The organism is Gilliamella sp. X-23 (assembly GCF_057063545.1).
The window spans coordinates 289,695-315,064 of the sequence record NZ_JBXSQG010000001.1; the positions used below are offsets into that span (position 1 = coordinate 289,695).

22 protein-coding genes are annotated in these 25,370 nt (G+C 34.5%); 7 read left to right on the forward strand and 15 right to left on the reverse strand.

Annotated elements, in window-relative coordinates:
- The first annotated feature begins 59 nt into the window (after nucleotides 1-59).
- Nucleotides 60-1,742 (forward strand): amidohydrolase, encoded by a 1,683-nt coding sequence (locus tag ACYH9I_RS01530; protein ID WP_483558361.1) that lies wholly within the window; start codon nucleotides 60-62, stop codon nucleotides 1,740-1,742.
- A gap of 73 nt (nucleotides 1,743-1,815) precedes the next feature.
- Here the strand turns inward: ACYH9I_RS01530 and ACYH9I_RS01535 are convergent, their stop codons facing one another.
- Together ACYH9I_RS01535 and ACYH9I_RS01540 are read right to left on the reverse strand one after the other, a co-directional pair.
- Nucleotides 1,816-3,204 carry a PTS fructose transporter subunit IIC gene (locus ACYH9I_RS01535; RefSeq protein WP_483558363.1) on the reverse strand — a complete coding sequence of 463 codons (1,389 nt, stop codon included), beginning with the start codon at nucleotides 3,202-3,204 and terminating at the stop codon, nucleotides 1,816-1,818.
- Complete coding sequence (locus tag ACYH9I_RS01540; protein WP_483558365.1) at nucleotides 3,197-3,631, reverse strand: PTS sugar transporter subunit IIA; 435 nt, start codon at nucleotides 3,629-3,631, stop codon at nucleotides 3,197-3,199. Before ACYH9I_RS01540 ends, ACYH9I_RS01535 begins: the two co-directional genes overlap by 8 nt.
- Before the next feature lie 368 nt (nucleotides 3,632-3,999).
- Between ACYH9I_RS01540 and ACYH9I_RS01545 the strand changes: the two genes are divergently transcribed.
- Nucleotides 4,000-5,361 (forward strand): APC family permease, encoded by a 1,362-nt coding sequence (locus ACYH9I_RS01545; protein WP_483558367.1) that lies wholly within the window; start codon nucleotides 4,000-4,002, stop codon nucleotides 5,359-5,361.
- Between the two features lie 123 nt (nucleotides 5,362-5,484).
- On the opposite strand, the gene ACYH9I_RS01550 is transcribed toward ACYH9I_RS01545, so the two are convergent.
- From ACYH9I_RS01550 to ACYH9I_RS01595, 10 genes are all read right to left on the reverse strand, one after another.
- Nucleotides 5,485-5,748 carry an HPr family phosphocarrier protein gene (locus tag ACYH9I_RS01550; RefSeq protein WP_065734887.1) on the reverse strand — a complete coding sequence of 88 codons (264 nt, stop codon included), beginning with the start codon at nucleotides 5,746-5,748 and terminating at the stop codon, nucleotides 5,485-5,487.
- A 163-nt stretch (nucleotides 5,749-5,911) separates the two neighbouring features.
- Entirely contained in the window at nucleotides 5,912-6,850 is a 939-nt protein-coding gene (locus ACYH9I_RS01555; protein WP_483558369.1) for a phosphatidate cytidylyltransferase, read from the reverse strand.
- Between the two features lie 63 nt (nucleotides 6,851-6,913).
- Nucleotides 6,914-7,396, reverse strand: a complete 483-nt coding sequence (locus tag ACYH9I_RS01560; protein ID WP_483558371.1) for a hypothetical protein — start codon at nucleotides 7,394-7,396, stop codon at nucleotides 6,914-6,916.
- Nucleotide 7,397: 1 nt separating this feature from the next.
- Entirely contained in the window at nucleotides 7,398-8,720 is a 1,323-nt protein-coding gene (locus ACYH9I_RS01565) for a phosphatase PAP2/dual specificity phosphatase family protein (RefSeq protein ID WP_483558372.1), read from the reverse strand.
- A gap of 6 nt (nucleotides 8,721-8,726) precedes the next feature.
- Nucleotides 8,727-10,478: a bifunctional alpha/beta hydrolase/class I SAM-dependent methyltransferase gene (locus ACYH9I_RS01570; protein WP_483558374.1), complete on the reverse strand. Its 1,752-nt coding sequence runs from the start codon at nucleotides 10,476-10,478 to the stop codon at nucleotides 8,727-8,729.
- Between the two features lie 13 nt (nucleotides 10,479-10,491).
- Nucleotides 10,492-11,100 (reverse strand): CDP-alcohol phosphatidyltransferase family protein, encoded by a 609-nt coding sequence (locus tag ACYH9I_RS01575; protein WP_483558376.1) that lies wholly within the window; start codon nucleotides 11,098-11,100, stop codon nucleotides 10,492-10,494.
- 358 nt (nucleotides 11,101-11,458) lie between these two features.
- Nucleotides 11,459-12,181, reverse strand: coding sequence for an epoxyqueuosine reductase QueH (locus ACYH9I_RS01580; RefSeq protein WP_091347169.1), 723 nt, complete (start codon nucleotides 12,179-12,181; stop codon nucleotides 11,459-11,461).
- Nucleotides 12,182-12,438: 257 nt separating this feature from the next.
- Complete coding sequence (locus ACYH9I_RS01585) at nucleotides 12,439-13,638, reverse strand: ABC transporter permease (RefSeq protein WP_483558378.1); 1,200 nt, start codon at nucleotides 13,636-13,638, stop codon at nucleotides 12,439-12,441.
- On the reverse strand, nucleotides 13,635-14,795 hold the full coding sequence (locus tag ACYH9I_RS01590; protein WP_483558379.1) for an ABC transporter permease: 1,161 nt from the start codon (nucleotides 14,793-14,795) through the stop codon (nucleotides 13,635-13,637). Before ACYH9I_RS01590 ends, ACYH9I_RS01585 begins: the two co-directional genes overlap by 4 nt.
- A gap of 48 nt (nucleotides 14,796-14,843) precedes the next feature.
- The gene (locus ACYH9I_RS01595; protein WP_483558381.1) at nucleotides 14,844-15,821 is read right to left on the reverse strand and encodes an HlyD family secretion protein; all 978 of its coding nucleotides are present in this window, start codon (nucleotides 15,819-15,821) and stop codon (nucleotides 14,844-14,846) included.
- A 296-nt stretch (nucleotides 15,822-16,117) separates the two neighbouring features.
- Here ACYH9I_RS01595 and ACYH9I_RS01600 point away from each other — a divergent pair, with 296 nt between their 5' ends.
- Nucleotides 16,118-17,551: an EmmdR/YeeO family multidrug/toxin efflux MATE transporter gene (locus ACYH9I_RS01600; RefSeq protein ID WP_483558422.1), complete on the forward strand. Its 1,434-nt coding sequence runs from the start codon at nucleotides 16,118-16,120 to the stop codon at nucleotides 17,549-17,551.
- A gap of 59 nt (nucleotides 17,552-17,610) precedes the next feature.
- On the opposite strand, the gene guaA is transcribed toward ACYH9I_RS01600, so the two are convergent.
- The gene (gene guaA, locus ACYH9I_RS01605; protein ID WP_483558383.1) at nucleotides 17,611-19,194 is read right to left on the reverse strand and encodes a glutamine-hydrolyzing GMP synthase; all 1,584 of its coding nucleotides are present in this window, start codon (nucleotides 19,192-19,194) and stop codon (nucleotides 17,611-17,613) included.
- Nucleotides 19,195-19,452: 258 nt separating this feature from the next.
- On the opposite strand from guaA, the gene ACYH9I_RS01610 reads away from it, so the two are divergent.
- Both ACYH9I_RS01610 and ACYH9I_RS01615 read left to right on the forward strand, forming a co-directional pair.
- Nucleotides 19,453-19,884 carry an SRPBCC family protein gene (locus tag ACYH9I_RS01610; protein ID WP_065637821.1) on the forward strand — a complete coding sequence of 144 codons (432 nt, stop codon included), beginning with the start codon at nucleotides 19,453-19,455 and terminating at the stop codon, nucleotides 19,882-19,884.
- Nucleotides 19,885-19,887: 3 nt separating this feature from the next.
- On the forward strand, nucleotides 19,888-20,355 hold the full coding sequence (locus tag ACYH9I_RS01615) for a MarR family winged helix-turn-helix transcriptional regulator (protein ID WP_483558385.1): 468 nt from the start codon (nucleotides 19,888-19,890) through the stop codon (nucleotides 20,353-20,355).
- A 224-nt stretch (nucleotides 20,356-20,579) separates the two neighbouring features.
- Here the strand turns inward: ACYH9I_RS01615 and pta are convergent, their stop codons facing one another.
- Nucleotides 20,580-22,730 carry a phosphate acetyltransferase gene (gene pta / locus ACYH9I_RS01620; RefSeq protein ID WP_483558387.1) on the reverse strand — a complete coding sequence of 717 codons (2,151 nt, stop codon included), beginning with the start codon at nucleotides 22,728-22,730 and terminating at the stop codon, nucleotides 20,580-20,582.
- 67 nt (nucleotides 22,731-22,797) lie between these two features.
- Nucleotides 22,798-24,003, reverse strand: a complete 1,206-nt coding sequence (locus ACYH9I_RS01625; RefSeq protein ID WP_483558389.1) for an acetate kinase — start codon at nucleotides 24,001-24,003, stop codon at nucleotides 22,798-22,800.
- A gap of 195 nt (nucleotides 24,004-24,198) precedes the next feature.
- On the opposite strand from ACYH9I_RS01625, the gene yfbV reads away from it, so the two are divergent.
- Both yfbV and priC read left to right on the forward strand, forming a co-directional pair.
- The gene (yfbV, locus tag ACYH9I_RS01630) at nucleotides 24,199-24,651 is read left to right on the forward strand and encodes a terminus macrodomain insulation protein YfbV (protein ID WP_483558391.1); all 453 of its coding nucleotides are present in this window, start codon (nucleotides 24,199-24,201) and stop codon (nucleotides 24,649-24,651) included.
- Between the two features lie 15 nt (nucleotides 24,652-24,666).
- Nucleotides 24,667-25,173 (forward strand): primosomal replication protein PriC, encoded by a 507-nt coding sequence (gene priC / locus ACYH9I_RS01635; protein WP_483558393.1) that lies wholly within the window; start codon nucleotides 24,667-24,669, stop codon nucleotides 25,171-25,173.
- Nucleotides 25,174-25,370 lie beyond the last annotated feature (197 nt).

A 25,370-nucleotide genomic window follows, 5' to 3' on the forward strand; every position in this document is an offset into this window, starting at 1 on the left:
TTATAAATCTGCTATCGTTCAGCTTTCATTTTGCTCTCTATGTTAAGGAGTCACAAATAATGGCTAAGGCTGATGTCATTTACATTAATGGTTATATTTACACTGCCGATAAACAAGACACCGTTTGTCAGGCAATTGCCGTTGCAAATGGTTATATTATTGCAACGGGGACTACGCAGCAAATAAATAATAGTCAATATGTCGATAATCATACAACTGTTTATGATTTACAAGGCAAAACCATGATGCCAGGTATCATTGATTCGCATTTGCATACTTTTTGGGGAGGTATGCAATTATCGTCATGTAATTTGAATTATCAAAGCTTAACTATTGATGATACGTTAGCTATTATACAGCAATATTTAGATAAAGATTCTATCAGTGATAATACTCATTGGTTACAAGTTCGTGGCTGGCTAAGGCAAGAGGTTTTACCAATTGGCACAGATATTACGCGCTTTGATCTCGATAGACTTAATACAAAACGTCCTGTTATTTTGTTTTCAAATGATTGTCATACTTTAGTTGCCAATAGCATTGCTTTAGAGAAATTTGGTTTAGACAGAAATACCCCTGAACCAACTGATGGAAAGATTGGACGTACTGATGACGGTGAATTAAATGGCATATTAGAAGATGCCCCTGCCATGCGTGCGTTTGACAGCATTTCTAAGCTCACCGATGAACAAGCAATCAACATTGCTAAATTATCGCAAGCAGAACTAAATAAACAAGGCGTTACTGCTGTTATGGATGCTCGAATTACCGAAACCCAAGCCGATGCATTTTTAAAACTACAACAGCAAGACCAATTATCTATTCGCTTATTTGGTGCACGTGAATTACCGCCAGATGATGTATCCTCAATAGAAGAAATTCCAACTTTACTTAACAAAGTTAAACAGTTCGCTGCACGTTACGATGACAAAAACTGGCAGCCAAAGCCTGGTATTAAAATATCTCATACTAAATTATTTGTAGATGGCGTAATGCAAGCACCTTTAATGACCGCTCGCTTGCTTAAACCATATAATTTAGCTGACGAAAAAGATCGTTATGGTGATCTTTATTATTCCATTGAGATGTTAGATGCGTTAATACTTGAATCCGCAAAAGCTGGTTTTCATCCGCATATGCATACAGTTGGTGAAGGAGCTATCGAAGTTGTACTTGATGCCATCGAAAAAATGCGTAAGGCACTACCTAATGCCGATATTCGTCCAAGTACTGCGCATAACGAACTAAGCGCACTACACCAATTTACTAGATACAAACAATTAAATGCATGTGTAGTATTTTCATTCCAATGGGCTGGTTGTAGTTCGGCAATGGTTGAACAATATCAAACCCTATTTGGTCCAGAACGCTATAACGGTTTAGAAGCGCACGGACAATATATTGATGCAGGTGTAACATGTGCTTTTGGTAGCGATTGGCCAATTGATCCATTAAATGAATGGTACGATTTCCAAATTGCAATGACTAGACAAATCGATGCCGATCATCCTCGGTTAAACAGTGATCGCAATCTAACCGCTATTGAAGTGTTACGTAGTGCCACTATTAATGCCGCATATGTATTAAAACAAGATGAATACATCGGGTCAATTGAGAAAGGTAAATTTGCTGATTTGATTATTTTAGATCGCAATCCATTTACCATCCCAGCAACAGATATGCAAAATGTCAAGGTACTAACAACGATTGTCGGCGGTCAAATAGTTTACCAGCAAGCATAGTTTAAACTTCAATTATTTTTAACACATTGCTACACCAACCATGATTGGTGTAGCATGAGTCATTATTTAGCCTCTAATCAACTTCAGCTACTGCCTCTGTTTCTACTGCTGTTGGTTTCGTTAAATGTAAAATAGCAGCAATAATTAATGCGCCAATAAACATATCAATGACATACCACGCGGCAGCTTTGGTCACCCCACCTAACGCCACTAACCCGCCAAATGCCACCAATGATTCAATACCATTAATCATACCTAGCATACCTGCGATGGCAGTGCCAACAACAATAGCAATAATAACACGCTTTGGATCTTTAGCCGCAAAAGGGATCGCACCTTCGGTAATGCCCGCTAATGACAAAAAGAAAGCGGTAATGCCAAACTCTTTCTCTTCTTTGGTGTATTTTGAGCGTGACACAATCAATGATGACACCGCTAATCCTAATGGAGGAATAGCACAGCACATACGAAATACGCCATTTGGACCATAAACTCCCTCAGCCATTGCCGCTAAGGTAAATGCAGTCGCCGCTTTACTACATGGCCCTCCCATATCTAGCGCCGCTAATATACCAATGCCAATACCTAAAAATGCAGCATTAACCTCTGACATACCTTTTAAAGTTGCGACCATAGCTTTAACAAACCAATCAAGCGGATAAGATAGCCCATAAATATAAAGTGGTGCCATCACTAGTATCGTTACAGTTGGAATAATCATCACAGGCATAACCGAAGCTATCACTGGATGAACTTTAACTGTTTTGAACCATTTAACAAAATAGCCAATTAAAATACCAAAAATCATTGCACCAATAAATCCTGTACTGACTTGGTTAGAACCAATTGGATTATTAACCACATACCCCATAATAAATGCAGGCGCTAAAGCAGCATTACCACCAATGGAATAAGCCATATAAGCAGCAAGCACAGGCACCATCATGGCAAAGCCATATAAGGCAACTTGTTTTAAATCAATAAAGAATTGATTACTTGGCAAAATAGTATCGTTTGTTACCTCACCTGTCATTAACACAATTGAAAAAAGTATTCCCGATGCAATGATAACGGGTAAAAACTTACTAATACCCGTATTCAATGCTCTAAATATCTCTTTACCAATACTATCTTTAACCACTTTAGTCGACATAGTTTCTGCATTATTAAAAATATTGGCAGTATTTTTAACTGCTTCACCAGTACTCACTTTTATGACATTTTTATAAGGCTCAAGCCTATCGGCATTTTCAATTGAAATATCAGTCGCTAATAAAATTACATCGGCACTTTTAAAATCTTGTTCGGTTAATGAATTTTCAATACCTGCGGCACCTTGTGTTTCAACTTTGAAATCCCAGCCTCGTTTTTTTGCTTCATTTTCAATTTTTTGCTTGGCAATATAAGTATGCGCCATTCCAGCTGTACATGCACAAATTGCAACAATCTTTTTTCTACTCATATAGACCTCTAATCTTATTTGCTACAGATTCAATATCGCTTTTAAGCAAATCTTCTACAAAATCATCATTAGCTAAATTCGATGCTAATTTAGCAATAATGGATAAATGCTCTTTATTGGCATGTTCTGGAGCACCAATCATAACGATTAACTTCACTTTATTATCATTATTCCAAATGATGCCATCGCTATATTTCCCCACCACAATAAATGGCATTTTAACTGCACTACTTTTTGCATGTGGCAAGGCAATATCAGGTAGCACATCGGTTTCCATTTCTTGTTCATGCGCCATAACATCGTCAAAAAAAGTTTTTACATTGGTTAAATAAGCTTGACTAGTTTCGACCATTAAATGGATAACTGATGATTTTTGATTCACAGCATCACCGGTTAAATCAACCGGTAAAACAGGGATTGACTGCATAAATGGCTCCTCTTAATAATAATAGATTATTAACAATAACTTAATTTCCACTCTATTTGTTTTGTGGATAAAATATACAATAATTTATTTACACTGACACTTATTTTGTCTAATAAATAATAGATTTAGATCACAAATATACAAATAGAAATTTTACGGTTTAACGTAATAACCTAAATTAAATTGAGCTAAAATAACTCGTAAAGCACTTTAAAGCTTATAATTTGCTTGTTTAAGTACCTTTTTACTAAAAATTAACTTGCATAATTATCACAATATGGCAGAATTCCCTGCCGCTTTAAGCGGGTAAAAAGGCAAAACTATACTTAGTAGTTTTTTATTGTTTTTTGGGACAGAGGAGCAAAGTCATGTCCGCAATAAAAATGAAACGAGTTTTAACCACACCTGCATTAATTGCATTTGGTTTAGCTTATATGGTTCCTTTGGGGATCTTTACCACTTATGGGGAAGTAACTGTTGCCAGTAATGGACACTTACCTATAGCCTATATCATCACCCTTGCCATGATTTTTTTCACTGCATTAAGCTATTGTCGTATGGCAAATAAGTTACCTATTGCTGGTTCTGCTTATTCTTATGTACAACGTACTTTTGGTGGAAAAGTTGGATTTTTGGTGGGTTGGGCACAAATCCTTGATTACCTATTTTTACCAATATTAAATTATTTAGTTTTAGGTATTTATCTTCACGATCGATTCTGTTTTATTCCTGCTTACGTTTTTGTATTGGCGTCCCTTTTAGGGGTCAGTGTATTAAACTATCTTGGAATCAAACTAATTAATTGTGTGAACATTACTTTGAATTTATTACAAGTGGTGTTCATCATATTATTTATCATTTTAACAGTGACTAATGTTCATTTGACACCAGAAACAATGCTAAAACCATTATTAGTTGATACAAATGATTTTAGTGGATTGCTATCTGGTGCAGCAATATTATGTTTAGCTTTTTTAGGCTTTGATGCAATAGCAACACTTGCCGAAGAATCAAATGATGCACAAAAATCATTACCTAAAGCTATTATATGTACCGTATTAATTGCTGGTTGTATCTTCTTAGTTGTTTCATATTGTGCACATTTAGCCTATCCTCAGTGGACAGATTTTGTAAATAATAAAGATACAGCAAGTTTAGACGTAGTTCGTCGTGTTGGTGATATTAGTACATTGGGCGGAGAATTTATGTATAACTTCTTCCAAGCTGCTTATATAACTGGCGTTTTTGCATCGGCTATGACCGCACAAACCAGTGTATCACGGATTTTTTATGCAATGGGACGTGAAGGAGTGCTACCTAAACAGATTTTTTATAAAATTCACCCACGCTTTAGAACACCTTATTTATCGATAATTTTTGTTGCTTGCTTTTCATTGCTGTCATTAGTACTAGATCTTAGTTTAGTAGTTTCAATGATAAGCTTTGGCGCATTAGTGGCTTTTACTTTCGTCAATTTATGTGTGATTAAAAGCTATTTAGGGAAAGGAAGCTCAAAAACAGCATCAATGCTATTTAAATACGGATTATTACCTACAATTGGTGTATTACTTTCATTATGGTTATGGACAAGCCTTGATGCGACAGCGATGATTGTTGGTTTAGTTTGGTTAGCAATGGGTTTTCTTTATTTACTTTATCTTACTAGAGGGTTTACACGAATGTTACCTTCGATTGATCATAAAGAACTAAATTCGATAATCAAAGACTAACGGTCTAATTAAAGAAATACGTCTACTCAAAGTATAAAGTTAACGCCTTTTTATACAATTCCGTCGACCTAAGTCGACGGAATCAAGTGTTTAAATTGATGATTAGCTAAGCTAATTTAACAATTATTCACCAAAACCAGTAGCAAATAATTCACGGATTTCGTCCATTGCGGCTTTCTCATCTTCACCATCACAAATGATTTCGACGGTTGAACCACCTTTAACTCCAGCACCAAGTAAACCCATCATGCTTTTTAATTTAATTGCTTTATCATTATAAACAAGTTCAATTGATGATTTATAACGACCAGCTAATTTAACTAGTGTTGTAACAGGGCGTGCATGCAAGCCGGTTGAATTTTTTACTACCATTTGTTCTTTTAACATAATAAAGTCCTTATCTATATCTTAACGTTAATACAATGTCTGTATTTATATCACAAATTAAACTGTTTTGCTCATTTTTTACGGTGGATTTTTATATTCATTCACATAATTTGATTTTTTTGTAATTTATTTAAACTATGGCTATTTAAATATCATGTAAATTCTATACCCAAAAAAAACGTACAACATGAAAAAAAACAGGAGCAGTAAAACAGATAGAGTCTAGACGATCAAGCACTCCACCATGACCGCCGATTAGATTTCCCCAATCTTTTATTCCTCTATCACGTTTGACGGCTGACATAACTAAGCCTCCCAAAAAACCTAGTAAGGTTAGCATAAGTGAAATTAACCCAGCTTGAAAAAAACTAAACGGTGTTATCCAAAATAAGCAAGCGCCAACAAAGCTTGCTGTTAATATGCCACCAAGAAAACCTTCAACAGTTTTTGATGGCGATAAATTTGGGCTAATTTTGTGTTTGCCGAATAATTTTCCAAACACATATTGCAACACGTCTGAAAGTTCAACAACCAATACTAAAAAAGCAATCAAAAGAAGGTTACGATCTTGGTAATGGTCGATTGGTAATATTAATAGTGCCGGTACGCAAGAAATGCTATAAACTGTAATCATTAGTCCCCACTGCACTTCAGCCGTTCGTGCTAAAAAATTATTGGTTGAACCAGTTATTGCTGCCAAAATGGCTAATAATAAAAAACCATAAACAGGAATAAAAATGCTAAACAATCCATACCATGACATAGCCACAAAAATAAATTGCAAAGGTAAAGCAATAAAATAAGCAAATATCAGTGCATAAAAATCATAACGATTAACTGGCGTTAAACTTAAAAACTCTTGAAGCGCAATACCAGATGCCACAAAAAATAGAAAAATTACAGCTAATTTACCTAACAAAAAAGCGATACCAATAATTACGACCATTATCCACCATGCTTTAATGCGAGTATTGAGATTATTAATAACACTATTTGGGCTTTTCACGTATCGTTTCAACAACAAACCAATTATTGATGCGATAATCAATAACACACCAATACCAACAAATAACAATAAAGTATCGCGTTGATAATTAGACATCCATTTTCTCCTTATTGTGTGTTTATCGCTGACTTAAATTTATAATTTTTAGCGTTAAATTTTCTAGTTAAAATGAATAATGCCACTCATTAATATTCCGATTAACAGCAATATCTGTAAAACAAGCCAGATAACTTGTTTTTTAAATAGCTTTATTGTCCCCTTTTGACGCTCATTAATCGAGCGTACTGGTAGTTGGCGTGATTTGATCAAATTAAATTGTAGTAATGCATCATCCAACTCAATAAGTGTGTTAGGTAACCGATAAATATTAATAACTAAATAATCAAACAGTTTTTTATCAAATTCGATTCGCAAGGCATAATATTTGCTTATTAATCCAAGCAAAAAAGCTGCAAGACAATAAATCGTAAACAAAAAAGAACCTATCCACCAACTTGCCATCATCCCAAAAAATAATGCAATTATAGTGAGTAATAGCGACAGAACATTCAATTGTTGACTTATCGCTAGCAAACTACAAAATGTTACTAGTGTAGTTTGATTGGCAGCTTTTGTTGATTCTGTCTTATCACAACTTAACATACTAACTTCCTTTGTCTATTTGTAATAACCAATTCGATAAGATTAAACGTTGTTTATCTGAAATGACGATGGTGCTACGGCGCACTTTTACCATAGCTATTGCTGTATCTAAACTTGGTACTCTTTTCGTCAACAATAACCAAGCAATAATAGCTGTAGCACTGCGTGAATAACCCAATGCGCAACAAACCAATAATTTTCCTTGCTGGTGATACTGCTCAATGATTTCAGCAACATCTTGGCACTGTTTAATAGTTAATGGAGTCATATCCAATACAGGAATCAGATGATAATAACCTTTAAATTGTGTTATTGGTAATTCAGCACAAAGATCAACAATCGAAATAAAGTGATTTTTCTGCAATATATTATTGGATGGTATTCTCCCTAAATGAACATTATCACAAATTAAATCTACTGACCTATTTTTAAAGGTCCACAACCGTGAATTAATCCACATAATGATAAAATAAGGCAGATATAAAATAGTAGTAGCCAGATTAAAATGACCATTAACCTGCTTTTGAAAACCTGTGGCACCAAATAATAAGTAATTTACTGAAACCAATAAAAACGCACCTGAAAACCATAATAGCCACAATGCCCAATAATAAAAGTAAATAGCAATACAAAACGACAATAAAAACAGTAAAAAATAGATGCAACTCCAAAGATATTGTTTAGGCCGTTGGCAATTTTTTATTGGTGATAGATCATGATCAGGCCATAACCAAATACAAAAGCACCCAACCCAAACGCCTGTTGGAATGTCAAAAAAATGATGCTGCCAAGTAGTTAATACCGATATTCCAATTAATAAACACCAAATATGCAAAATATAACGCCAACCACTACGAAAATAGTTAGCATAAAATTTCCACAAAATAACCAATAATGTAACATGAAGCGACGGAGCTTGATTAAAGGGTTTATCAAATCCCATCAAAATATCAAATAATCCGCCAAAAAATCCATCTAATGCGGGACGTTCAAAAGAAAATTTGAGCGGAAACATCAAAAAACAGATAATGCAAATAATCTGAGCGGATAAAAGTCGAAAACAGAGAATTTTAAGAGTTCGATAAGAGTACGCCAATAAAATTGCCAACCCATACATAAGATCTATCGACCAATAAGGTACGATAGTCCAAGACCATAAAGGAATTAAACGCTCCCATCCAAAAACGATATGCCCTACATCACTACGTGTAGCTGTAAACCAATTGACAAAATTATAGCTAGTAAAAAAGAAAATAGTTAAGCTAACTAACCATACCAACTTATAAATAGCTAGCTTATCAAATCGTCGTTTTACTATATCCATGAATAATTACTTAATTCTTTGCGCTAGTGATACGGTAAAAATACCCCACTGATCAATACGCATTGTGATTTTTTTAAAACCAGCAGCCACAACTAACTGATCCATTTCAAGTTGAGTTCGTCTTCGCATAACCCAGGGGTGACCATCACGATGTGATGTTAATGCTCTTGCAATAAATTCTAATTGTGGATGCCATGGCTGATTGGTATAAATTAAATATCCTCCTTCTGGTATTGACTCAGCAAGCCCTGATAGAGAATCACGTAGTAACTGGTTATCACTAAACAGTTCATACAAACCAGATACAACAGCCAAAGTAGGTTTAGGTGATAATTGGGCTAGTTGCTCCCGACTAAAAGCATCACCTTTTTCAAAGCGCGCTATATTCGCTAAGCCTTTTTCCTCTATTAATGCTTGGCCTTCTTGTACATTAATATCGCTATAATCTCGTAATAATACTGAATTAGGCTTATTTGTGATTTGATTAACTGTTTCTAAAATATATCGACCATGCCCTGCTGCTATATCCACAATATCAACAGAGCAATTATGCTCATAAAGTTTATTAATAGCCAGTTTTAATAATTCTTCAAGATGTGCTTTACGTTGCCGAATTCCGCGCCAACCTATAGATTGTAAATAAATATAATCAAAAAAGCGTCCTAGTTTTGATGTTCCTGATGGCTCATTACGATAAACATAATCAAGCGTACTACCCGAATCAAAACCTGTTTCAAAACCCAGTTTAATTCCATCAGAGAGTTTACTAGCATATTTTAAATTGGCTTTAATAAACTTCCAATATAATGGCTTAATCCAACCCGATGGTGGCATTGTTAAATTATCAGCCTCTTGCCTTGTATAACCAACTCGATCAGCATTAACTAGTGATGGAGTACTTAGTTCATTGGCAAAACAACCAACAATAAATCGTCTTGCCCGCTCAATAGCAAACTTTCGATCTTTTTCACCAAAGGTATCATGATAAAAATTAGGCAATATATGAAACTCTTTTTGTTCGGTACCTAAATTATCATAAAATTGTTTTTGTGGTTTACGCCTTACCACATAATCTGAACCCGAGACCAATAACTGTGTTGGAACCCTAATGGCATTGGCATCTTTAACAATACGATCGGACACTGCATATAAATCAAGAAGTAATCGAACCGATATTGGTCGAGTAATTAATGGATCTTGAGTAAATGATTCCGCACGCTCCGTATCATGTGTCAACAATTTAGGTTTAACATAGCTATTAACAAAAAAATTACCTTTTAAATTATATAATAGTTTTAAGCCTGGTACGGCGAGTGGAACATAAAGCTTAACGCTAAAAGCAGGCGAACCTAAAACTAAAGCCCGAATATTGGGTACATAGTCATGTACCCACGCCGAAGCAATAACTGCACCAACACTTTGGGCAATAATGGCAATATCTTCTTGATGAAGCCCATACTCATGTATGATATGCTCAATAAAACAGTTAGCATCTTTAATTAATGTTGCAAAATTAGGAGCGTCACCGCGTTCGCCTTCTGATTGACCATTGCCTCTGGCATCCCAAGCAAAAATTTGGTAATCGGGTAGATTTAATTCGTCAGCAAGATGAGCAACACGCCCCGAATGCTCATGCCCTCGGTGAAAAAGCACTATTGCTTTAGAAAGATTTGTATTGCTATCAACGGCAGACCAATAGCGATAAAATAACTGACACCCATCGTGACTAATAAAGGTTTTTTGTTGCTGTTGGCGCATGTTTTTCTCCTTGTTATTTGTTTGCTTCTTGCATACCTTTTCGGACTCGGTTAATGACTGTATACATAAGTAAAAAACTGATAATCCATAGCAGTATATTGATCCAACTTAAAGGTAATAAATAAGTTGCAATGCCTAAGCTTATCGCTCCAAAAATAAACGCCCGATCACTTTTCCCCATTGGCCCATCATATCGTCTTGAAGCACCAATCATAACACCTAAAATACCACTATATTCCGTTAGAAACGACAGCAGAACTACAAAAATAACTAAATAAATATTTACATCAACTAGTTGCGTAAAAATAAGTAACAATGCACAATCCGAAATCACATCACAAATTTCATTCAAATAAGCACCTAAGTTTGATTTTTGGTTGTATTCTCGGGCTAACATTCCATCAATAGCATTGAGTGCCATACGAATGAACATCCATAAAGGAATCAAGCCAAAAATCCATTGATATGATGCCAATAATCCAACGATAAAAGCAATCATAACAGAGCCCAAACAAGCAACTAAGGTTACTTGATTAGCTGTAATATTGGCTTTATAAAGACGATCTGTATAAGGACGGAGTAATGTTTGAAATTTGGGTTTTAATTGATAAATTGATAACATCTACATTCCTGTCGTCAAATCGACTGCTATAATTAAATTTGAAAAATAAATCTAACTATATCATTTTATAAGAATTAAACAATGCACAGTAATTGTGGATTTTTTAAATAAGGAAGCATAAAATGTAAATAATTTTGCTCATGAAAACTGCTAGCTGGTGATCCCAATTGCCACTTTGTCATAAAATATCGGTTCAACTGCTATGAATTTTAGTATAATAAACAAAGTACAACAGTATTATTAAATCACACGCTGTTCTGGATCTTTATATTGCATCAGAAAAATCAACAGAATGACACGACGTTTTAGGCAATATATACTTTTGAGTATATATTGCCAGATTAAATATGTTAATCGTTTAAAGACTACTTTTGGCTAAACCTTGCTTAGCAATTGTAATCACATTTTTTAAATCAACACCTTGTGCTTTCGCTGCAAAAATACAGCCACAATAACATTGACGATAAACATCGTACTCTTTGCAAAGTTCGATAGAACGTTTATAACCATTATTTTTTTTAAAATCAGAAGGAAGGTAATTGACCGAAAAGATTTCTTGGATTTCAAACCCCAATTCATTAATTTTTTGGCTATTTTTTTTAGGACTAAGAGTTAATGCACTAGCAAAATAATCAAAACCCAGTTCTTGAGCTTTTATTGCAGCTAAATCCAAACGCATTTTATAACAAAGATGACAACGCTCACCACCTTCGGGGGCATCACGTAAATGTTCAACTTGTTTAATAAATTCTGCAGGCTGATAAGGAGCTTCTAAAAACTGAACATTATTACCCGTTTTTTCATTAAAATCAGCAATAAACTTTTGTTGCACTACACTACGATATTCATACTCAACACGCGGATGAATATTAGAGTTAGCAAAATAGATTGTAATATCGGCATACTGCGCCAAATATTCTAAAACATAAGTGCTACACGGTGCACAACAGCTATGAATCAGCAGCTTAGGTCGAACTTCGCCCGATTGCCAATCAGCAATCACTTCTTTTAGAACAGAATCGTAATTAACTTTATTATGTGGGTTTAATTTATCAAGAATAGTTTTAGCATTAATTAACATGAGGACTCATTTATTTGTTATTTTAGTGAATAAAGCCTTTATGGTTGGCTATGATATAATGATATACATCACCCTTCAAGATGAGCTTTAAATTTTTATATTTATAGTTAATTATCAAAACTTAATTTAGAAAATGAGTTTTTCATCATAGAGTTAAAAAGATAAGCCTATTTTAAAAAGCACTAAACAAATCGATGCAAAACTTAGAAAATACCCTATCAAATCTGTGTTTTTATTTTGATTTAAGCACAGTAGTTTTAATTTTTTTCTTTTTCTTCACTAATATATGCAGACATTGCCTTTTGAATGCAACGTTTTTCTAACATGAATGCGATACAAAAATAAACAATGGTTAATATCCACAAATGCCAATATTGCTGGCTAAATTCAGAAAAGCTTGCTCCCATTTGATTAATTTTTACCGAGCCTACTATGGCAGGTACCGCAGGAAATATATCGCCGATCAAGTAGAACAAAGAAGGCATTAATTCTTTGGGCCAAGAGAGTCCTGTAACAAAAAATATAACCATACTTGACGGTATGATTAAGCAAAACACATCACTCACCGTATGGACAACATGTGATATCACTTTACCTAATAACGCCGTAGAAAAAATAAAGGGAATAATAAATGATAACGAAACTGAAAGATGACTTAGTCGTGGTAACTCATACCAATAATTAGCAAATACGGTATAAATAATAAAATAGATTAAATAGAGTACTAAATAGGTCAATAATTTACCCAAAAGTAGTAATAATGCTGAAGATGAGGAATTATTCTGCTTTTTAATAAAATCTTGTTCAAAATTAGAGTTTTTACTAAATAAACGACATAAAATACTGCCAATAAGTAATGTTTGATATAAGATCAAAATAAAAGCTGCAGGAATAATATAGGTTGCATAACCTGATTGAGGATTAAATAAGCTAATCAACTGAGTATTAAACGGCGAAACATTATTAGTCGCTACCGCAGGATCAACACCTTGAGCTATTTTTCGAGAAATTGAAATGTTAGCGCCAAAATTGCTAGCAACAGTATTAATAGCGGTTGCGACATTACTATAAATTAAAATATAGCTAGCATCACCATAATATAAAACAGAGCTGGTTTTCCCTTCTAAAATATGCTGCTGAAAACGATAAGGTATCAGTATTGCACCATATATTTTACGTTCTTCAATCTGCTTTTTAGCGGTTTGTAAATCCGCAATATGCAAATCTATTTTAATAGATTTATTGGCATCCATTTGCCTTATTAGTTCTCGACTATAGTTGGAATTATCTTGGTCGATAACTGCAATGGGAACATCTCGTATCGCTTCATTTAAGTAAGGTTGTGGATAAAAGAAGAAATAGATAAAAATCCCTACAAACATCACGCTAACTATCGCTTTAGTTTGGAAAATACGTTTTAATTCATCATAGGAAATTAATAGTAAAGATTTAATCATATTAACCGCCTACGGATTTTTCGTAAATGGAGAGTGATAAGAGTGACAACAACGCTTAATTGGATCAATAAATAAACAAATGGTTCTAATGAAGTCATTATACTCGGTGCTCTTAGAGTTTGATCCAGACGAATCTCTATATACCATGTCACGGGTAATAAAGCCCCCCAAACATAAGCAAAGGTATTCATTGCAATACGAGGGAAAATAAGCCCTGTAAATCCAAAACATGGCGATGCAACTAAGCTTGCACTGCCATAAGCTTGCGCTAGTGTTGAACCTGTTAAACCAAAGAAAATACCATATAAACATGAAGTTAAAATAAATCCCATTCCACCGAGTATAAGCAGTATAAAATGCCCATTTAGTGGTAAATGAAAATAAGTGATTAAAATAATATCAAATAAACTGAGGCAAAATAAAAAATAACAAAAATAAGGAAGAATACGTCCCAATAGAAAAATAAAAATATTATGATTAGCTAATTGTAACGTTTTTTGATAACTCGTTACATCAAAGCGGTCACGAGTAATACTTGTTACCATTGCCATCATAATAATTATCTGCAAAATAGTCGGAATGATACCGCTAATTAAGGTATATAGATAATTTAATGTTGGATTATATAGTGGATGTAAACTTGTTGGAACAGTTTGCATTTGACCTTCTGCCACAGGTGCTGCAATCCCCTTTTCTAACAACCCTTGCAAGACTATTTGGCTATTTGCCGTTTTTAATGCAGAACTCATAGCTCGGAAAATAATCGTACCAGCAGACATATATTGGTTATTATAAAAAGCCACAACTTCTGGTTGATGACCGGCTATAAGATCTTTTTCAAACTCAGGCTGAATAAAAAGCACAGCATAAACATCTCCCTTAATTAAGGCATGTTTGGCAGAAGAAAGATCTTGATAACGTTTAGCTACTTGTAACTGCGGTGAAGCGGCAACTTGTTGGATCAGTAAACGTGATGATTTAGTTGTATCTTGATCAACAACAGCGATAGGTACCTGAGTAATAATGCCAGCATGGTACATGTAAAGAAATAAAAAAATAAATAATAAAGGATAGATGAAAACCATTAAAAACAAAAAACGTTGTTTTATTACTTTACTCAGTTCCCACCTAATCACTTTTAATAGCGAATTAGACATCAATGCCGTTTCCTTTTGTGTAAAATAATCGCCACCTGAGTGATTATTTTAATGAGATTGCCATTTTGTTGTGACACTCATTCCCGGACGAAGACCAGACACTTTATTGATTGGTTTAGCACGCATTTCAAAAGTTTTCAGATCAAAATCCCCTGTTGCTTTAGTCGCTTGCCAATTAGCATATTGACCTAATGCATTTAATACAGTGACTTTAACATCAATAATTTGATTATTTAATGCTGGTACTTTTACTTGAAACGTATCGCCGACTTTAAGATTTCCAAGTAAATCTTCACGAATATTAAAGGTAAACCAAATATCATTTAAATCAATAATAGAATAAAGTGGCGTTCCTGGGCTATACAATTGCCCTGTTTCTGCAACACGGGTAGTAATTTGTCCATTGATAGGAGAAACCAAAGTTAATTCATTTACATCCGCTTTTACTTGCGATAATGCAGCTTCAGACTGTTCCACCTGCGCATCAGCTAATTTTTTCTGTTCTATACTACTACCATTTTCGGCTAATTCTAAATTAGCTTTAGCAGCTTCATGAGCTTTAATCGCCGCTTGATATTGGTTAAAAGATTCATCATAACTCTGTTTTGAAACAGTGCCATTTTTAGCTAAGCGATCGATTCTTTCATAGCTTGTTTGTGCTAAAATTAAATCCGAATTCGCTTTATCTAATTGCGCTTTTTGCACATCAATTGTTTCTGGCCTAGTACTATAAGTATTATCACGACTCGCCATTGCTACTTTTAATTCTGCTTCAGCTGTCGCAAACTGTGCTAACAACGCAGGGTTTGAAAGGGTAAGAAGAACATCACCTTGTTTAACATTATCCCCAACATCATAATTAAATTGAATCACTCGCCCCTGCACTCTAGCTGCGACATCAACACGGCTAGATTCAATCTCACCTTGTAATATAATCGTACTTGGTTGATTAGCAAGATATATAATGATAACCAAAGCAATAAGAGCAATGATCGCTACAATCAAAGAAAGACGTTTTTTATGCATAAATTATGTTTATAAATGATTAGAATAGAACGAGAATAAGATTATTGGCAATAATATAAAGCCAAATACGAAATTACGCAATAAAATATAGCGTTATATGTGTTAGCAATTTAAAAAAAACATTTATTTTTAGTTAATTTTGAATCATTAATATTTAAAATATTAACATTAAATTATTTATCAACCGATTCCAGATGTATTTTTTAAGCATAAACTTATTTCTGTTAAATAATAGCGTTATAATAAACAACATATTTTAATGTATAAATTTAGGCCTTAAATTGAATGTTGAAATTATTAGCCGCTTAAAAGAATTTCAAATATATAAAAAAAGACATTCAAATAATGTACTCTTATGGCGAGAAATTTACCCTTTAGCCATTCCTATACTCATTGAAAACCTGTCAGTTATATTAATGGGTATTTTTAGTACATTTTTAGTTAGCTGGATAGGCAAAGCCGAGATGGCTGCCGTAGGTCTAGCTGAAAGCTTTAATATGATTATCATGTCATTTTTTATGGCTGTTGCGCTTGGAACATCGGTAGTCGTTGCCTTTAGCCTTGGACGTCACAACCGAAAAAAAGCCGTTATTGCCGCCAGACAATCCATTTCTTTACTCATTATTATCTCAATTTTATTATTTATTTTTATTGAATTTTCAGGATATTGGATAATTGAGATTATCGCAGGTAAAGCCGAAGCCAATGTTAAAGAATTGTCATTAACCTTTCTTAGATTAACTGTATTAGGTTACCCTGCACTAGCCTTTATTTTAATTGGTTGCGGTGCACTACGTGGGGCAGGAAATACTAAACTACCCATGTATTTAAACATTATCATGAATATCTTAAATTTATCGATAAGTTATGTATTAATCTACGGTATATTTGATTGGCAAGGATTAGGATTTATTGGTGCGGGTATTGGTTTAACTATATCACGTTATTGCGGTATGTTTTTTATATTACTAGTATTAACTATCAAACCAAGCCGAGCACTTTTTATCCCTTTTAGAAGCTACTTTCATTCGTTTAATGCAAAAATTCTTATTGATATATTAAGCATCGGTTTACCTGCAAGTGTTGAATCGGTAATGTTTAATATAGGCAAACTACTAACCCAAACCTTTGTAGCAGGAATGGGTACATCAACCATAGCCGCCAACTTTATTGCGTTTTCAATCGCAGGCTTACTTAATTTGCCTGGAGGTACTTTAGGTTCCACATCTACTATCATCGTCGGTAAGCGCATAGGTATGGGACAAATATATCAACCAACCAGACAACTTAAATTTATCTTTCATTTAACAAATTTTCTATTATGCCTTTTAGCTTTTTTATCAATACCTTTTGCGGGCTTATTAAGCTCACTATACACCAACGACCAAGAAGTTATTGATATAGCCAAACACCTGCTATGGTTTAATGCTCTATTCACCCCATTTTGGGCATCCTCATTTGTCTTGCCATACGGTTTTAAAGGCGCAAAAGATGCCAGCTATACCATGTGGATAGCAATAGGTAGCATGTGGATGTGCCGAATTGTAGTTGGATATCTTTTAGGGGTTTATTTTTCATTTGGTGTGATAGGTGTTTGGTTTGGTATGTTTATTGATTGGATAATCAGAAGCCTATTCTTTTATCATCGATTAGCCAGTGGGAAATGGCTATGGCGCTATAAAAAACAAGATAGAGAACTTTTATCTCGAAAAATAAAAAATCCAATATAAAAAATAAAAAGCCTTGATTAACAAGGCTTTTTATAAAATATATCTATTTTTAAATGGAATCATTCCCACTCAATGGTAGCTGGCGGTTTTCCACTTATGTCATAAACAACTCGCGAAATACCATTAACTTCATTGATGATGCGATTGGATACACGACCAAGAAAATCATAAGGTAAATGAGCCCAATGAGCAGTCATAAAGTCAATAGTTTCAACTGCACGTAGTGAAACGACCCAGTCATATTTTCGACCGTCACCCATTACACCAACAGAGCGTACTGGTAAAAATACGGTAAAAGCTTGGCTGACTTTGTGGTATAAATTTGCCTTATATAGCTCTTCAATAAAAATGGCATCGGCTTTGCGTAATAAGTCACAATATTCTTTCTTTACTTCACCAAGTACCCGCACACCTAAGCCTGGTCCTGGAAATGGATGACGATAAAGCATGTCATAAGGTAGCCCAAGTTCTAAACCCACTTTGCGCACTTCGTCTTTAAATAGTTCTCGCAAAGGTTCAACCAAGCCCATTTTCATATCTTCTGGTAAGCCGCCAACATTATGATGTGATTTAATTACATGGGCTTTGCCGGTATCAGCAGCTGCCGATTCAATAACATCAGGATAGATAGTGCCTTGAGCTAACCATTTTACATCTTTTAACTTTGCTGCTTCTTCATCAAATACAGCAACAAATTCACGTCCAATAATTTTGCGTTTAGCTTCTGGATCTGCTTCACCTTTTAGTGCAGCTAAAAAACGCTCTTCGGCATTTACTGCAATAATATTTAAGCCAAATTTATTACCAAACATATCCATAACTTGTTGTGCTTCGTTCAAACGTAACAGACCATGATCAACAAATACACAAGTTAATTGATCACCAATCGCTTGGTGCAATAACAATGCTGTAACAGAAGAATCCACCCCGCCCGATAAACCGAGTAAGACTTTGTCATTACCAACCTGTTCTTTAATTCGAGCAATAGCATCAGTAATGATTGAAGATGGTGTCCAAAGTTTTTCGCAGTGACAGATATCAATCACAAAACGTTGCAATAACTCGAAACCTTTAACAGTGTGAGTCACTTCTGGGTGGAATTGAACACCATAAAATTGTTTTTCGTCATTAGCCATAATAGCAAATGGGCAAGTTTCAGTACGACCAATCAGTGTAAAACAATCAGGCAAGGTTGTTACTTTGTCACCGTGGCTCATCCAGACATCAAGTTGATTAATGCCTTGTTCGCTTGTACTATCCAAAATACCATCAGTTAATTTTGACGATCCAATAAGATCCACTTTAGCATAACCAAATTCACGTTGGTTAGAGCCAGTGACTTGACCGCCCTTACCAACTTGAATTGCCATAGTCTGCATGCCATAACAAATACCCAAAACAGGTACGCCAGCATTAAAGACATACTCGGGAGCACGAGGGCTATTAGCTTCTGTAGTACTTTCTGGACCACCTGATAAAATAATACCTTTAGGATTAAATTGTTTAATTTTTTCTTCTGATACATCCCACGGCCAAAGTTCACAGTACACACCAATTTCACGAATTCTACGAGCAATTAATTGAGTAACTTGTGAACCAAAATCGAGGATTAATATGCGCTGTTGGTGGATGTCTTTTTTCATCAATTTTATTCCTAAACTATGAACTAATACAAAATTAGACTGATATTGTACCATTTACCAATTAAATTGAGAGCATTAATTAAAAACAATTATAAATATTTTATATTATTAATAATTTTGAACTCATCTTATTACAGAATTCAATATCATGGTCATCAAATTAACCTCGTAATAGGTCAACAAATCAAAAAAATTGAATTCTCTTTACTTAATTAATAAGTAAACTTATAATAAGTCAACTTATAAAAAAGAGCCGCTATGAATACCATTTCAATTTCTTTCATATTACCAACCAAAGCTAAACCAACTCAAATTTGGCAATACTATACTGATCTTAATTTAAGAAAATTATGGGAAACTGATCTTGAAGACTTTCGTATATTTGGTGACTTAAAAACAGGGTCTAAAGGTATTTTCAAATTACAAAATATACCGGAAATGGAAGTGACTTTATCAAAGATTATTGATGAGCAAGAATTTACAGAACAATTTGATATGCCTGAAATAGGTTTACTGTTTTTCTCACATCAAATTATTGAAATATCACATAATCAATATGCATTAAAATCAGAAATTTCTCTAAAACCGGAACCAAAAATGGATACTAAAGCATCCTATGATTTTATAAAACAGATTTCAGATGATATTATTGATAAAACTTACAAATTAAATGGCTTAGTTGAAGGTTAAATTATGACAAAGGACAATAAGTTTTTGACTCAATTCAAAAATGACTCTGAATCTATTGGTTTTGTTTTTATGAAAACTTATTCGTCCTGGCATACGAATATCAAAAATTGCTTGAAAAAACAGTCTATCACTCACCCTCAATTTATAGTGCTTGCAACGCTTGCTTATCTATCACAACGACCAGACGAAATAACACAAGTTATTTTATCAAATAAAACAAATATCGATGTGATGACAATTTCCCAAATATTAGAGAATTTAGAAAAAAAGGATTATATAAAACGCTCTTGCTCAATTAAAGACAGTCGAGCAAAATCCATTCAATTAACACAAAAAGGATTGAATAAAGCAAATGAAACTGTACCTTTGGTTGAACAAATAGATAAAGATTTTTTTTCGACATTACAAGGTGATAAAGAACAATTTATGAAAATGTTATTAACACTATTAAAAACTAACATAGAGGGATAAAATCATTTATAAATTTTTATTATTTATTGTTTTTATCAACTTTGAATGTTTGGACTTGACTTAAAATAAGTTTTTGAAGACCTTGTCTCAAATTTCTAGAACAAAATACTTTAAAACTAAATCGTTATAACTCAAGCTTTTAAAACCCATCACTTAGCTAAATTTAATTAAAAAAAGGTGATATTGCATCACCTTTTATCTATAGTTAAAACGTTTTGCTAAACTTATTTTGCAGCGTTTTGTTCTTGTGCTGATTGAATTGCGGTTAATGCAATAGTGTAGACAATATCGTCAACTAATGCACCACGAGACAAATCATTCACAGGTTTACGCATACCTTGTAGCATTGGACCAATCGAAACAAGATCGGCTGAACGTTGTACTGCTTTATAAGTAGTATTACCCGTATTAAGATCAGGGAAGATAAATACTGTTGCTTTACCTGCAACTTGTGAATTTGGTGCTTTCGATTTTGCTACATCTGGCATTACCGCAGCATCATATTGCAATGGACCGTCGATCATAAGATCTGGACGTTTTTCTTGAGCAATTCGGGTTGCTTCTTTCACTTTTTCAACATCAGCACCTTGTCCTGAACTACCTGTTGAATAAGAGATCATCGCAACGCGTGGTTCAATACCAAAGGCGATTGCTGTATCAGCAGATTGAATAGCTATTTCAGCTAGCTCTTGTGCATTTGGATCTGGATTAATTGCGCAGTCACCATAAATATACACTTGATCAGGCATTAACATAAAGAATACTGATGAAACAAGTGAACTACCTGGGGCAGTTTTAATTAATTGTAATGGTGGACGGATAGTATTAGCAGTTGTATGTACAGCACCTGAAACTAAACCATCAACTTCATTTGCTTCAAGCATCATTGTACCAAGTACTACGTTATCAGCTAATTGCTCACGAGCAATCACTTCTGTCATACCTTTATTTTTACGTAATTCAACTAAACGAGGTACATATTTTTCACGAATTAATTCAGGATCAACAATTTCAACACCTTGACCTAAAGTTACGCCTTGAGAAGCGGCAACTTTACGCACTTCGTCAGGATTACCAATTAATACGCATTTAGCGATATTACGCTCAGCACAAATTGCAGCTGCTTTAACTGTTCTTGGTTCATCACCTTCTGGTAATACCACTACTTTTTTCGCATTGCGTGCAAGTTCAGTTAATTGGTAACGGAATGCAGGAGGAGACAAACGACGTGCAGAATTCACCACTTCATTTAATGATTTAACCCATTTAGCATCGATATGGTCAGCCATATAATTTTGGGTGTTTTCCATACGCTCTTTATCATCAACAGGAATTTCTAAATTGAATTGTTGTAAATTGATCGACGTTTGGAAAGTGTTAGTTTTAACTGTAAATACAGGTAACCCTGTATCAAAAGCAGGTTGGCATAATTTTGCGATTTTTTCGTCGATTTCGTAACCACCGGTTAAAAGCACACCACCAATAGCTACACCATTCATAGCTGCTAAACTAATCGTCACTAATACATCAGCGCGATCAGCAGAAGTCACTAACAGTGCATTTGGTTGTAAATGACTAATAATGTTAGGCACACTACGTGAGCAGAAAGAGATATGTTTAATGCGGCGGTTTTTGATATCACCTTCATTAATAATTTTTGCGTCAAAATGTTTTGCAATATCAATAGAACGACAAGCACTTAAATCCATATTCCAAGGAATACATCCAAGTACTGGCAATGGGCTATGTGCATTTAAATCATCGATAGTGATTTTTTTATCATCAAACTTAGGGGTGTGATAAATTTCAGCAACATCAGGACGAGCAAGGCTTTGTTCTTCAACTGGCGCATTGACTTTATTAACAATCACACCAACGATTTTTTCGTTTTTAATGCCACCAAAGTTAGATCGAGCAATTTCAATGCGATCTCTAAGTTGCTCTGGCGTATCTTTGCCCATATTGACCACAAAAATAATTTCGGCACCAAGCGTTTTAGCGATATTATTATTGAGTTCATTAGCAAAAGGATAATCAGACGTTGGTACAATACCTTCAACCAAAACAACATCAGCACCTTTCGTGTTTTCGGCATAAAGGGCTACGATTTCTTCCATTAACACATCTTGTTGATTTAAACCTAATAGGTTTTCAACATGGCTCATTTTAAGCGGTTTTAATGTTGGGATTGAAGTGTTATGACTAACTAATGTTGTCGTATTGTCTGGTGCATCGCCACCCGCTCTAGGTTGTGCTACTGGTTTGAAAACGTTTAAGTTAATACCTTGACGTTCCATAGCTCGAATAACACCAAGACTCACCCCTGTTAGTCCAACATTGGTACCGGTAGGAATCAGCATAATAGTACGAGACATAATTGTTACCTCTTAATTCTTTTTATATAAAAAAACAAACCGCCATTTAGGCGGTTTTAAATATTTATTACGCAGTTAGACGCGCAGCATCTTGAGCAATGACTAGTTCTTCATTGGTTGGAATCACCATCGCAATAGCTGAACCATCTTTAGTAATTGTTCCACCTTTACCAAAACGAGCTGCAAGGTTACGTTCTTGATCAAGTTCAAAACCAAGAATACCTAATTTTTGTAATGCCATACGACGCACTTCTTCTGAGTTTTCACCGATACCACCAGTAAATACTATAGCATCTAAACGACCGTCTAAAAGCATAGCATAACCACCGATATATTTTACTAAGCGATGAACAAACACATCTAAAGCGTTTTTAGCGTTTTCATCTGTTTCGTAATTATCGGTTACATAACGGCAGTCACTGCTCACACCCGTTAAACCTAATAAACCAGATTTTTTGTTTAAAAGGTTATTAATATCAGCAACAGACATTTTTAAATTATCGTGTAAGAAGAACATAATCGCAGGATCGATATCACCACTACGTGTACCCATGACTAAACCTTCAAGTGGTGTTAGACCCATTGAAGTTTCAACACATTTACCGTTTTTAACTGCAGTGATTGATGCACCATTGCCTAAGTGACAAGTGATCACATTAGTTTCTTCAACTGGTTTATTTAATAATTTGGCTGCTTGTTGGCTTACATAATAGTGACTTGTACCATGTGCACCATAACGACGGATACCATGTTTTGTGTATAATTCGTTAGGAATCGCGTATAAATAAGCTTCTTTTGGCATTGTAGTATGGAAAGCTGTATCAAATACTGCCACATTTTTATTTTTTAAATGTGGAAACGCAGCAAACGCCTCACGAATACCAATTAAATGCGCAGGATTATGTAATGGAGCAAAAGCAGCGGCATCTTCAATACCTTTTAGTACTGAATCATCGATAACAACTGATTGAGTGTATTTTTCACCACCGTGAACAATACGATGGCCAATAGACTTAATACTATCTAATAATTCTGGTTTTTGTGGGAAGATACTATTAACAATAAATTTAATTGCTTCACTATGTGCAGCACCTGCACCTAAAGATGCTTCACCTTTAACGCCATCAAGTTTCCACTTAATACGTGCATCAGGCAGGTTAAAACATTCGGCTAATCCAGAAAGAAACTCATCACCGTTTTCAGGGTTTATAATAGCAAATTTTAATGATGAACTTCCGCAATTAAGAACAAGAGCGTTATTACTTGATGACATAGTAATTCCTATAGATTGAATAAAAAGATATATACCAATCAAAATTGGTAACTCTGCACATGATTTAAAAATCAATGTGACTACGCTAAGGTGACTTCTGATATCTTACTTTTTGAGATAGAATAAAAAGAGTCCCCAATTTGAATAGTACTATTTTAAGATAATAAGAAGTGAATGTCGAGGAGTCACAAAAATATGAATCTAATAAACACATATAAAGCTGGGCAAAGGTATATGAAGCTTTGCCCGACAGACAAACAACTAGCACATTCATTTCCTGAAGTAAAAATCATTAACCACATAAAAACCGCAACTAAATACTTGCCTCCTATCGTGATTAGTTTGCTGGTTTGGCAATATTACATGCCAGCACCAATTGCGGTCACGGCAATAACGATACTATTTACCTTAAGCCTGCCGCTACAAGGAATATTTTGGTTAGGTAAACGTGCCCTATCGCCCTTACCACTTAACTTAGTTGACTGCTATAATCAACTAAAAGGAAAATTAATTACTAAAAAAGTCATTGCCGAAAACGGTACCGAAACCAATACATTAACATTTGAATCATTTATGAAAATCATAACATTAGCAAAATTGCACTTAGGCGATTATTTTGGTCAAGATAATGATACTCCCACCTTATAACAAAGACTAACAACAATGGCAAATTTACTCGCTACACTACAAAAGCAAATTGACCAATTAGAACAACAAGTTCATTTGGCAAACGAACAGAAATTTAAAGAGCCTTATTTTGACGAACAACTTTTTCATACCAATAAAATTGTCACAGATAAAACGTTTTACCTTGAAAAGGTCAAACAAACGTATCAAGCATTAGTCGCAAATATCGAATCAGAAAAAATTGAGCAAATTACTTTTTTATCAGAAACATTAGTCAATCAAATGGCTGCCCTAACGCGCGAACTTGCCACCCACAACTTGCGCCAAAAACAGCCCAAAACCATTATTGAAGAAACCCTAGCCCAAAAACACATGCGCCATTTAGATTATTTACGCCGATTGCAAGAGATGAAATACGAACTAGAACTATCGCAGGACGTCATCAACCAAAGCAAAATAGCCGCACTTGATAATCGTATTTATCGCTGTACACAGGCGATTAAGAAGATCGAATTAGAGATGGAAAGTGATGTTGATGGATGAATTTAAAAAAAGTTTAGATATTGCTCTTTAAATTTAATCCCCTCATAAAATTATGCCTAAATCGGTAAATTGCTAGATTTTAATACAATTAAAAATAGGTACACAGTACTATTAAGAAAGATATAAAAAACATAATTGACTATGCTTATGACCAAAACGAATATTGTTATAATTATTAATTAGTATCATCTTTTTGA

What these genes read in the sequence shown, in the direction of transcription:
- ACYH9I_RS01530 (WP_483558361.1), top strand. Translation starts at nt 60, where the DNA reads ATGGCTAAGGCTGATGTCATTTACATTAATGGTTATATTTACACTGCC.
- ACYH9I_RS01535 (WP_483558363.1), bottom strand. Translation starts at nt 3,204, where the DNA reads ATGAGTAGAAAAAAGATTGTTGCAATTTGTGCATGTACAGCTGGAATG.
- ACYH9I_RS01540 (WP_483558365.1), bottom strand. Translation starts at nt 3,631, where the DNA reads ATGCAGTCAATCCCTGTTTTACCGGTTGATTTAACCGGTGATGCTGTG.
- ACYH9I_RS01545 (WP_483558367.1), top strand. Translation starts at nt 4,000, where the DNA reads ATGTCCGCAATAAAAATGAAACGAGTTTTAACCACACCTGCATTAATT.
- ACYH9I_RS01550 (WP_065734887.1), bottom strand. Translation starts at nt 5,748, where the DNA reads ATGTTAAAAGAACAAATGGTAGTAAAAAATTCAACCGGCTTGCATGCA.
- ACYH9I_RS01555 (WP_483558369.1), bottom strand. Translation starts at nt 6,850, where the DNA reads ATGTCTAATTATCAACGCGATACTTTATTGTTATTTGTTGGTATTGGT.
- ACYH9I_RS01560 (WP_483558371.1), bottom strand. Translation starts at nt 7,396, where the DNA reads ATGTTAAGTTGTGATAAGACAGAATCAACAAAAGCTGCCAATCAAACT.
- ACYH9I_RS01565 (WP_483558372.1), bottom strand. Translation starts at nt 8,720, where the DNA reads ATGGATATAGTAAAACGACGATTTGATAAGCTAGCTATTTATAAGTTG.
- ACYH9I_RS01570 (WP_483558374.1), bottom strand. Translation starts at nt 10,478, where the DNA reads ATGCGCCAACAGCAACAAAAAACCTTTATTAGTCACGATGGGTGTCAG.
- ACYH9I_RS01575 (WP_483558376.1), bottom strand. Translation starts at nt 11,100, where the DNA reads ATGTTATCAATTTATCAATTAAAACCCAAATTTCAAACATTACTCCGT.
- ACYH9I_RS01580 (WP_091347169.1), bottom strand. Translation starts at nt 12,181, where the DNA reads ATGTTAATTAATGCTAAAACTATTCTTGATAAATTAAACCCACATAAT.
- ACYH9I_RS01585 (WP_483558378.1), bottom strand. Translation starts at nt 13,638, where the DNA reads ATGATTAAATCTTTACTATTAATTTCCTATGATGAATTAAAACGTATT.
- ACYH9I_RS01590 (WP_483558379.1), bottom strand. Translation starts at nt 14,795, where the DNA reads ATGTCTAATTCGCTATTAAAAGTGATTAGGTGGGAACTGAGTAAAGTA.
- ACYH9I_RS01595 (WP_483558381.1), bottom strand. Translation starts at nt 15,821, where the DNA reads ATGCATAAAAAACGTCTTTCTTTGATTGTAGCGATCATTGCTCTTATT.
- guaA (WP_483558383.1), bottom strand. Translation starts at nt 19,194, where the DNA reads ATGAAAAAAGACATCCACCAACAGCGCATATTAATCCTCGATTTTGGT.
- ACYH9I_RS01610 (WP_065637821.1), top strand. Translation starts at nt 19,453, where the DNA reads ATGAATACCATTTCAATTTCTTTCATATTACCAACCAAAGCTAAACCA.
- ACYH9I_RS01615 (WP_483558385.1), top strand. Translation starts at nt 19,888, where the DNA reads ATGACAAAGGACAATAAGTTTTTGACTCAATTCAAAAATGACTCTGAA.
- pta (WP_483558387.1), bottom strand. Translation starts at nt 22,730, where the DNA reads ATGTCTCGTACTATTATGCTGATTCCTACCGGTACCAATGTTGGACTA.
- ACYH9I_RS01625 (WP_483558389.1), bottom strand. Translation starts at nt 24,003, where the DNA reads ATGTCATCAAGTAATAACGCTCTTGTTCTTAATTGCGGAAGTTCATCA.
- yfbV (WP_483558391.1), top strand. Translation starts at nt 24,199, where the DNA reads ATGAATCTAATAAACACATATAAAGCTGGGCAAAGGTATATGAAGCTT.
- priC (WP_483558393.1), top strand. Translation starts at nt 24,667, where the DNA reads ATGGCAAATTTACTCGCTACACTACAAAAGCAAATTGACCAATTAGAA.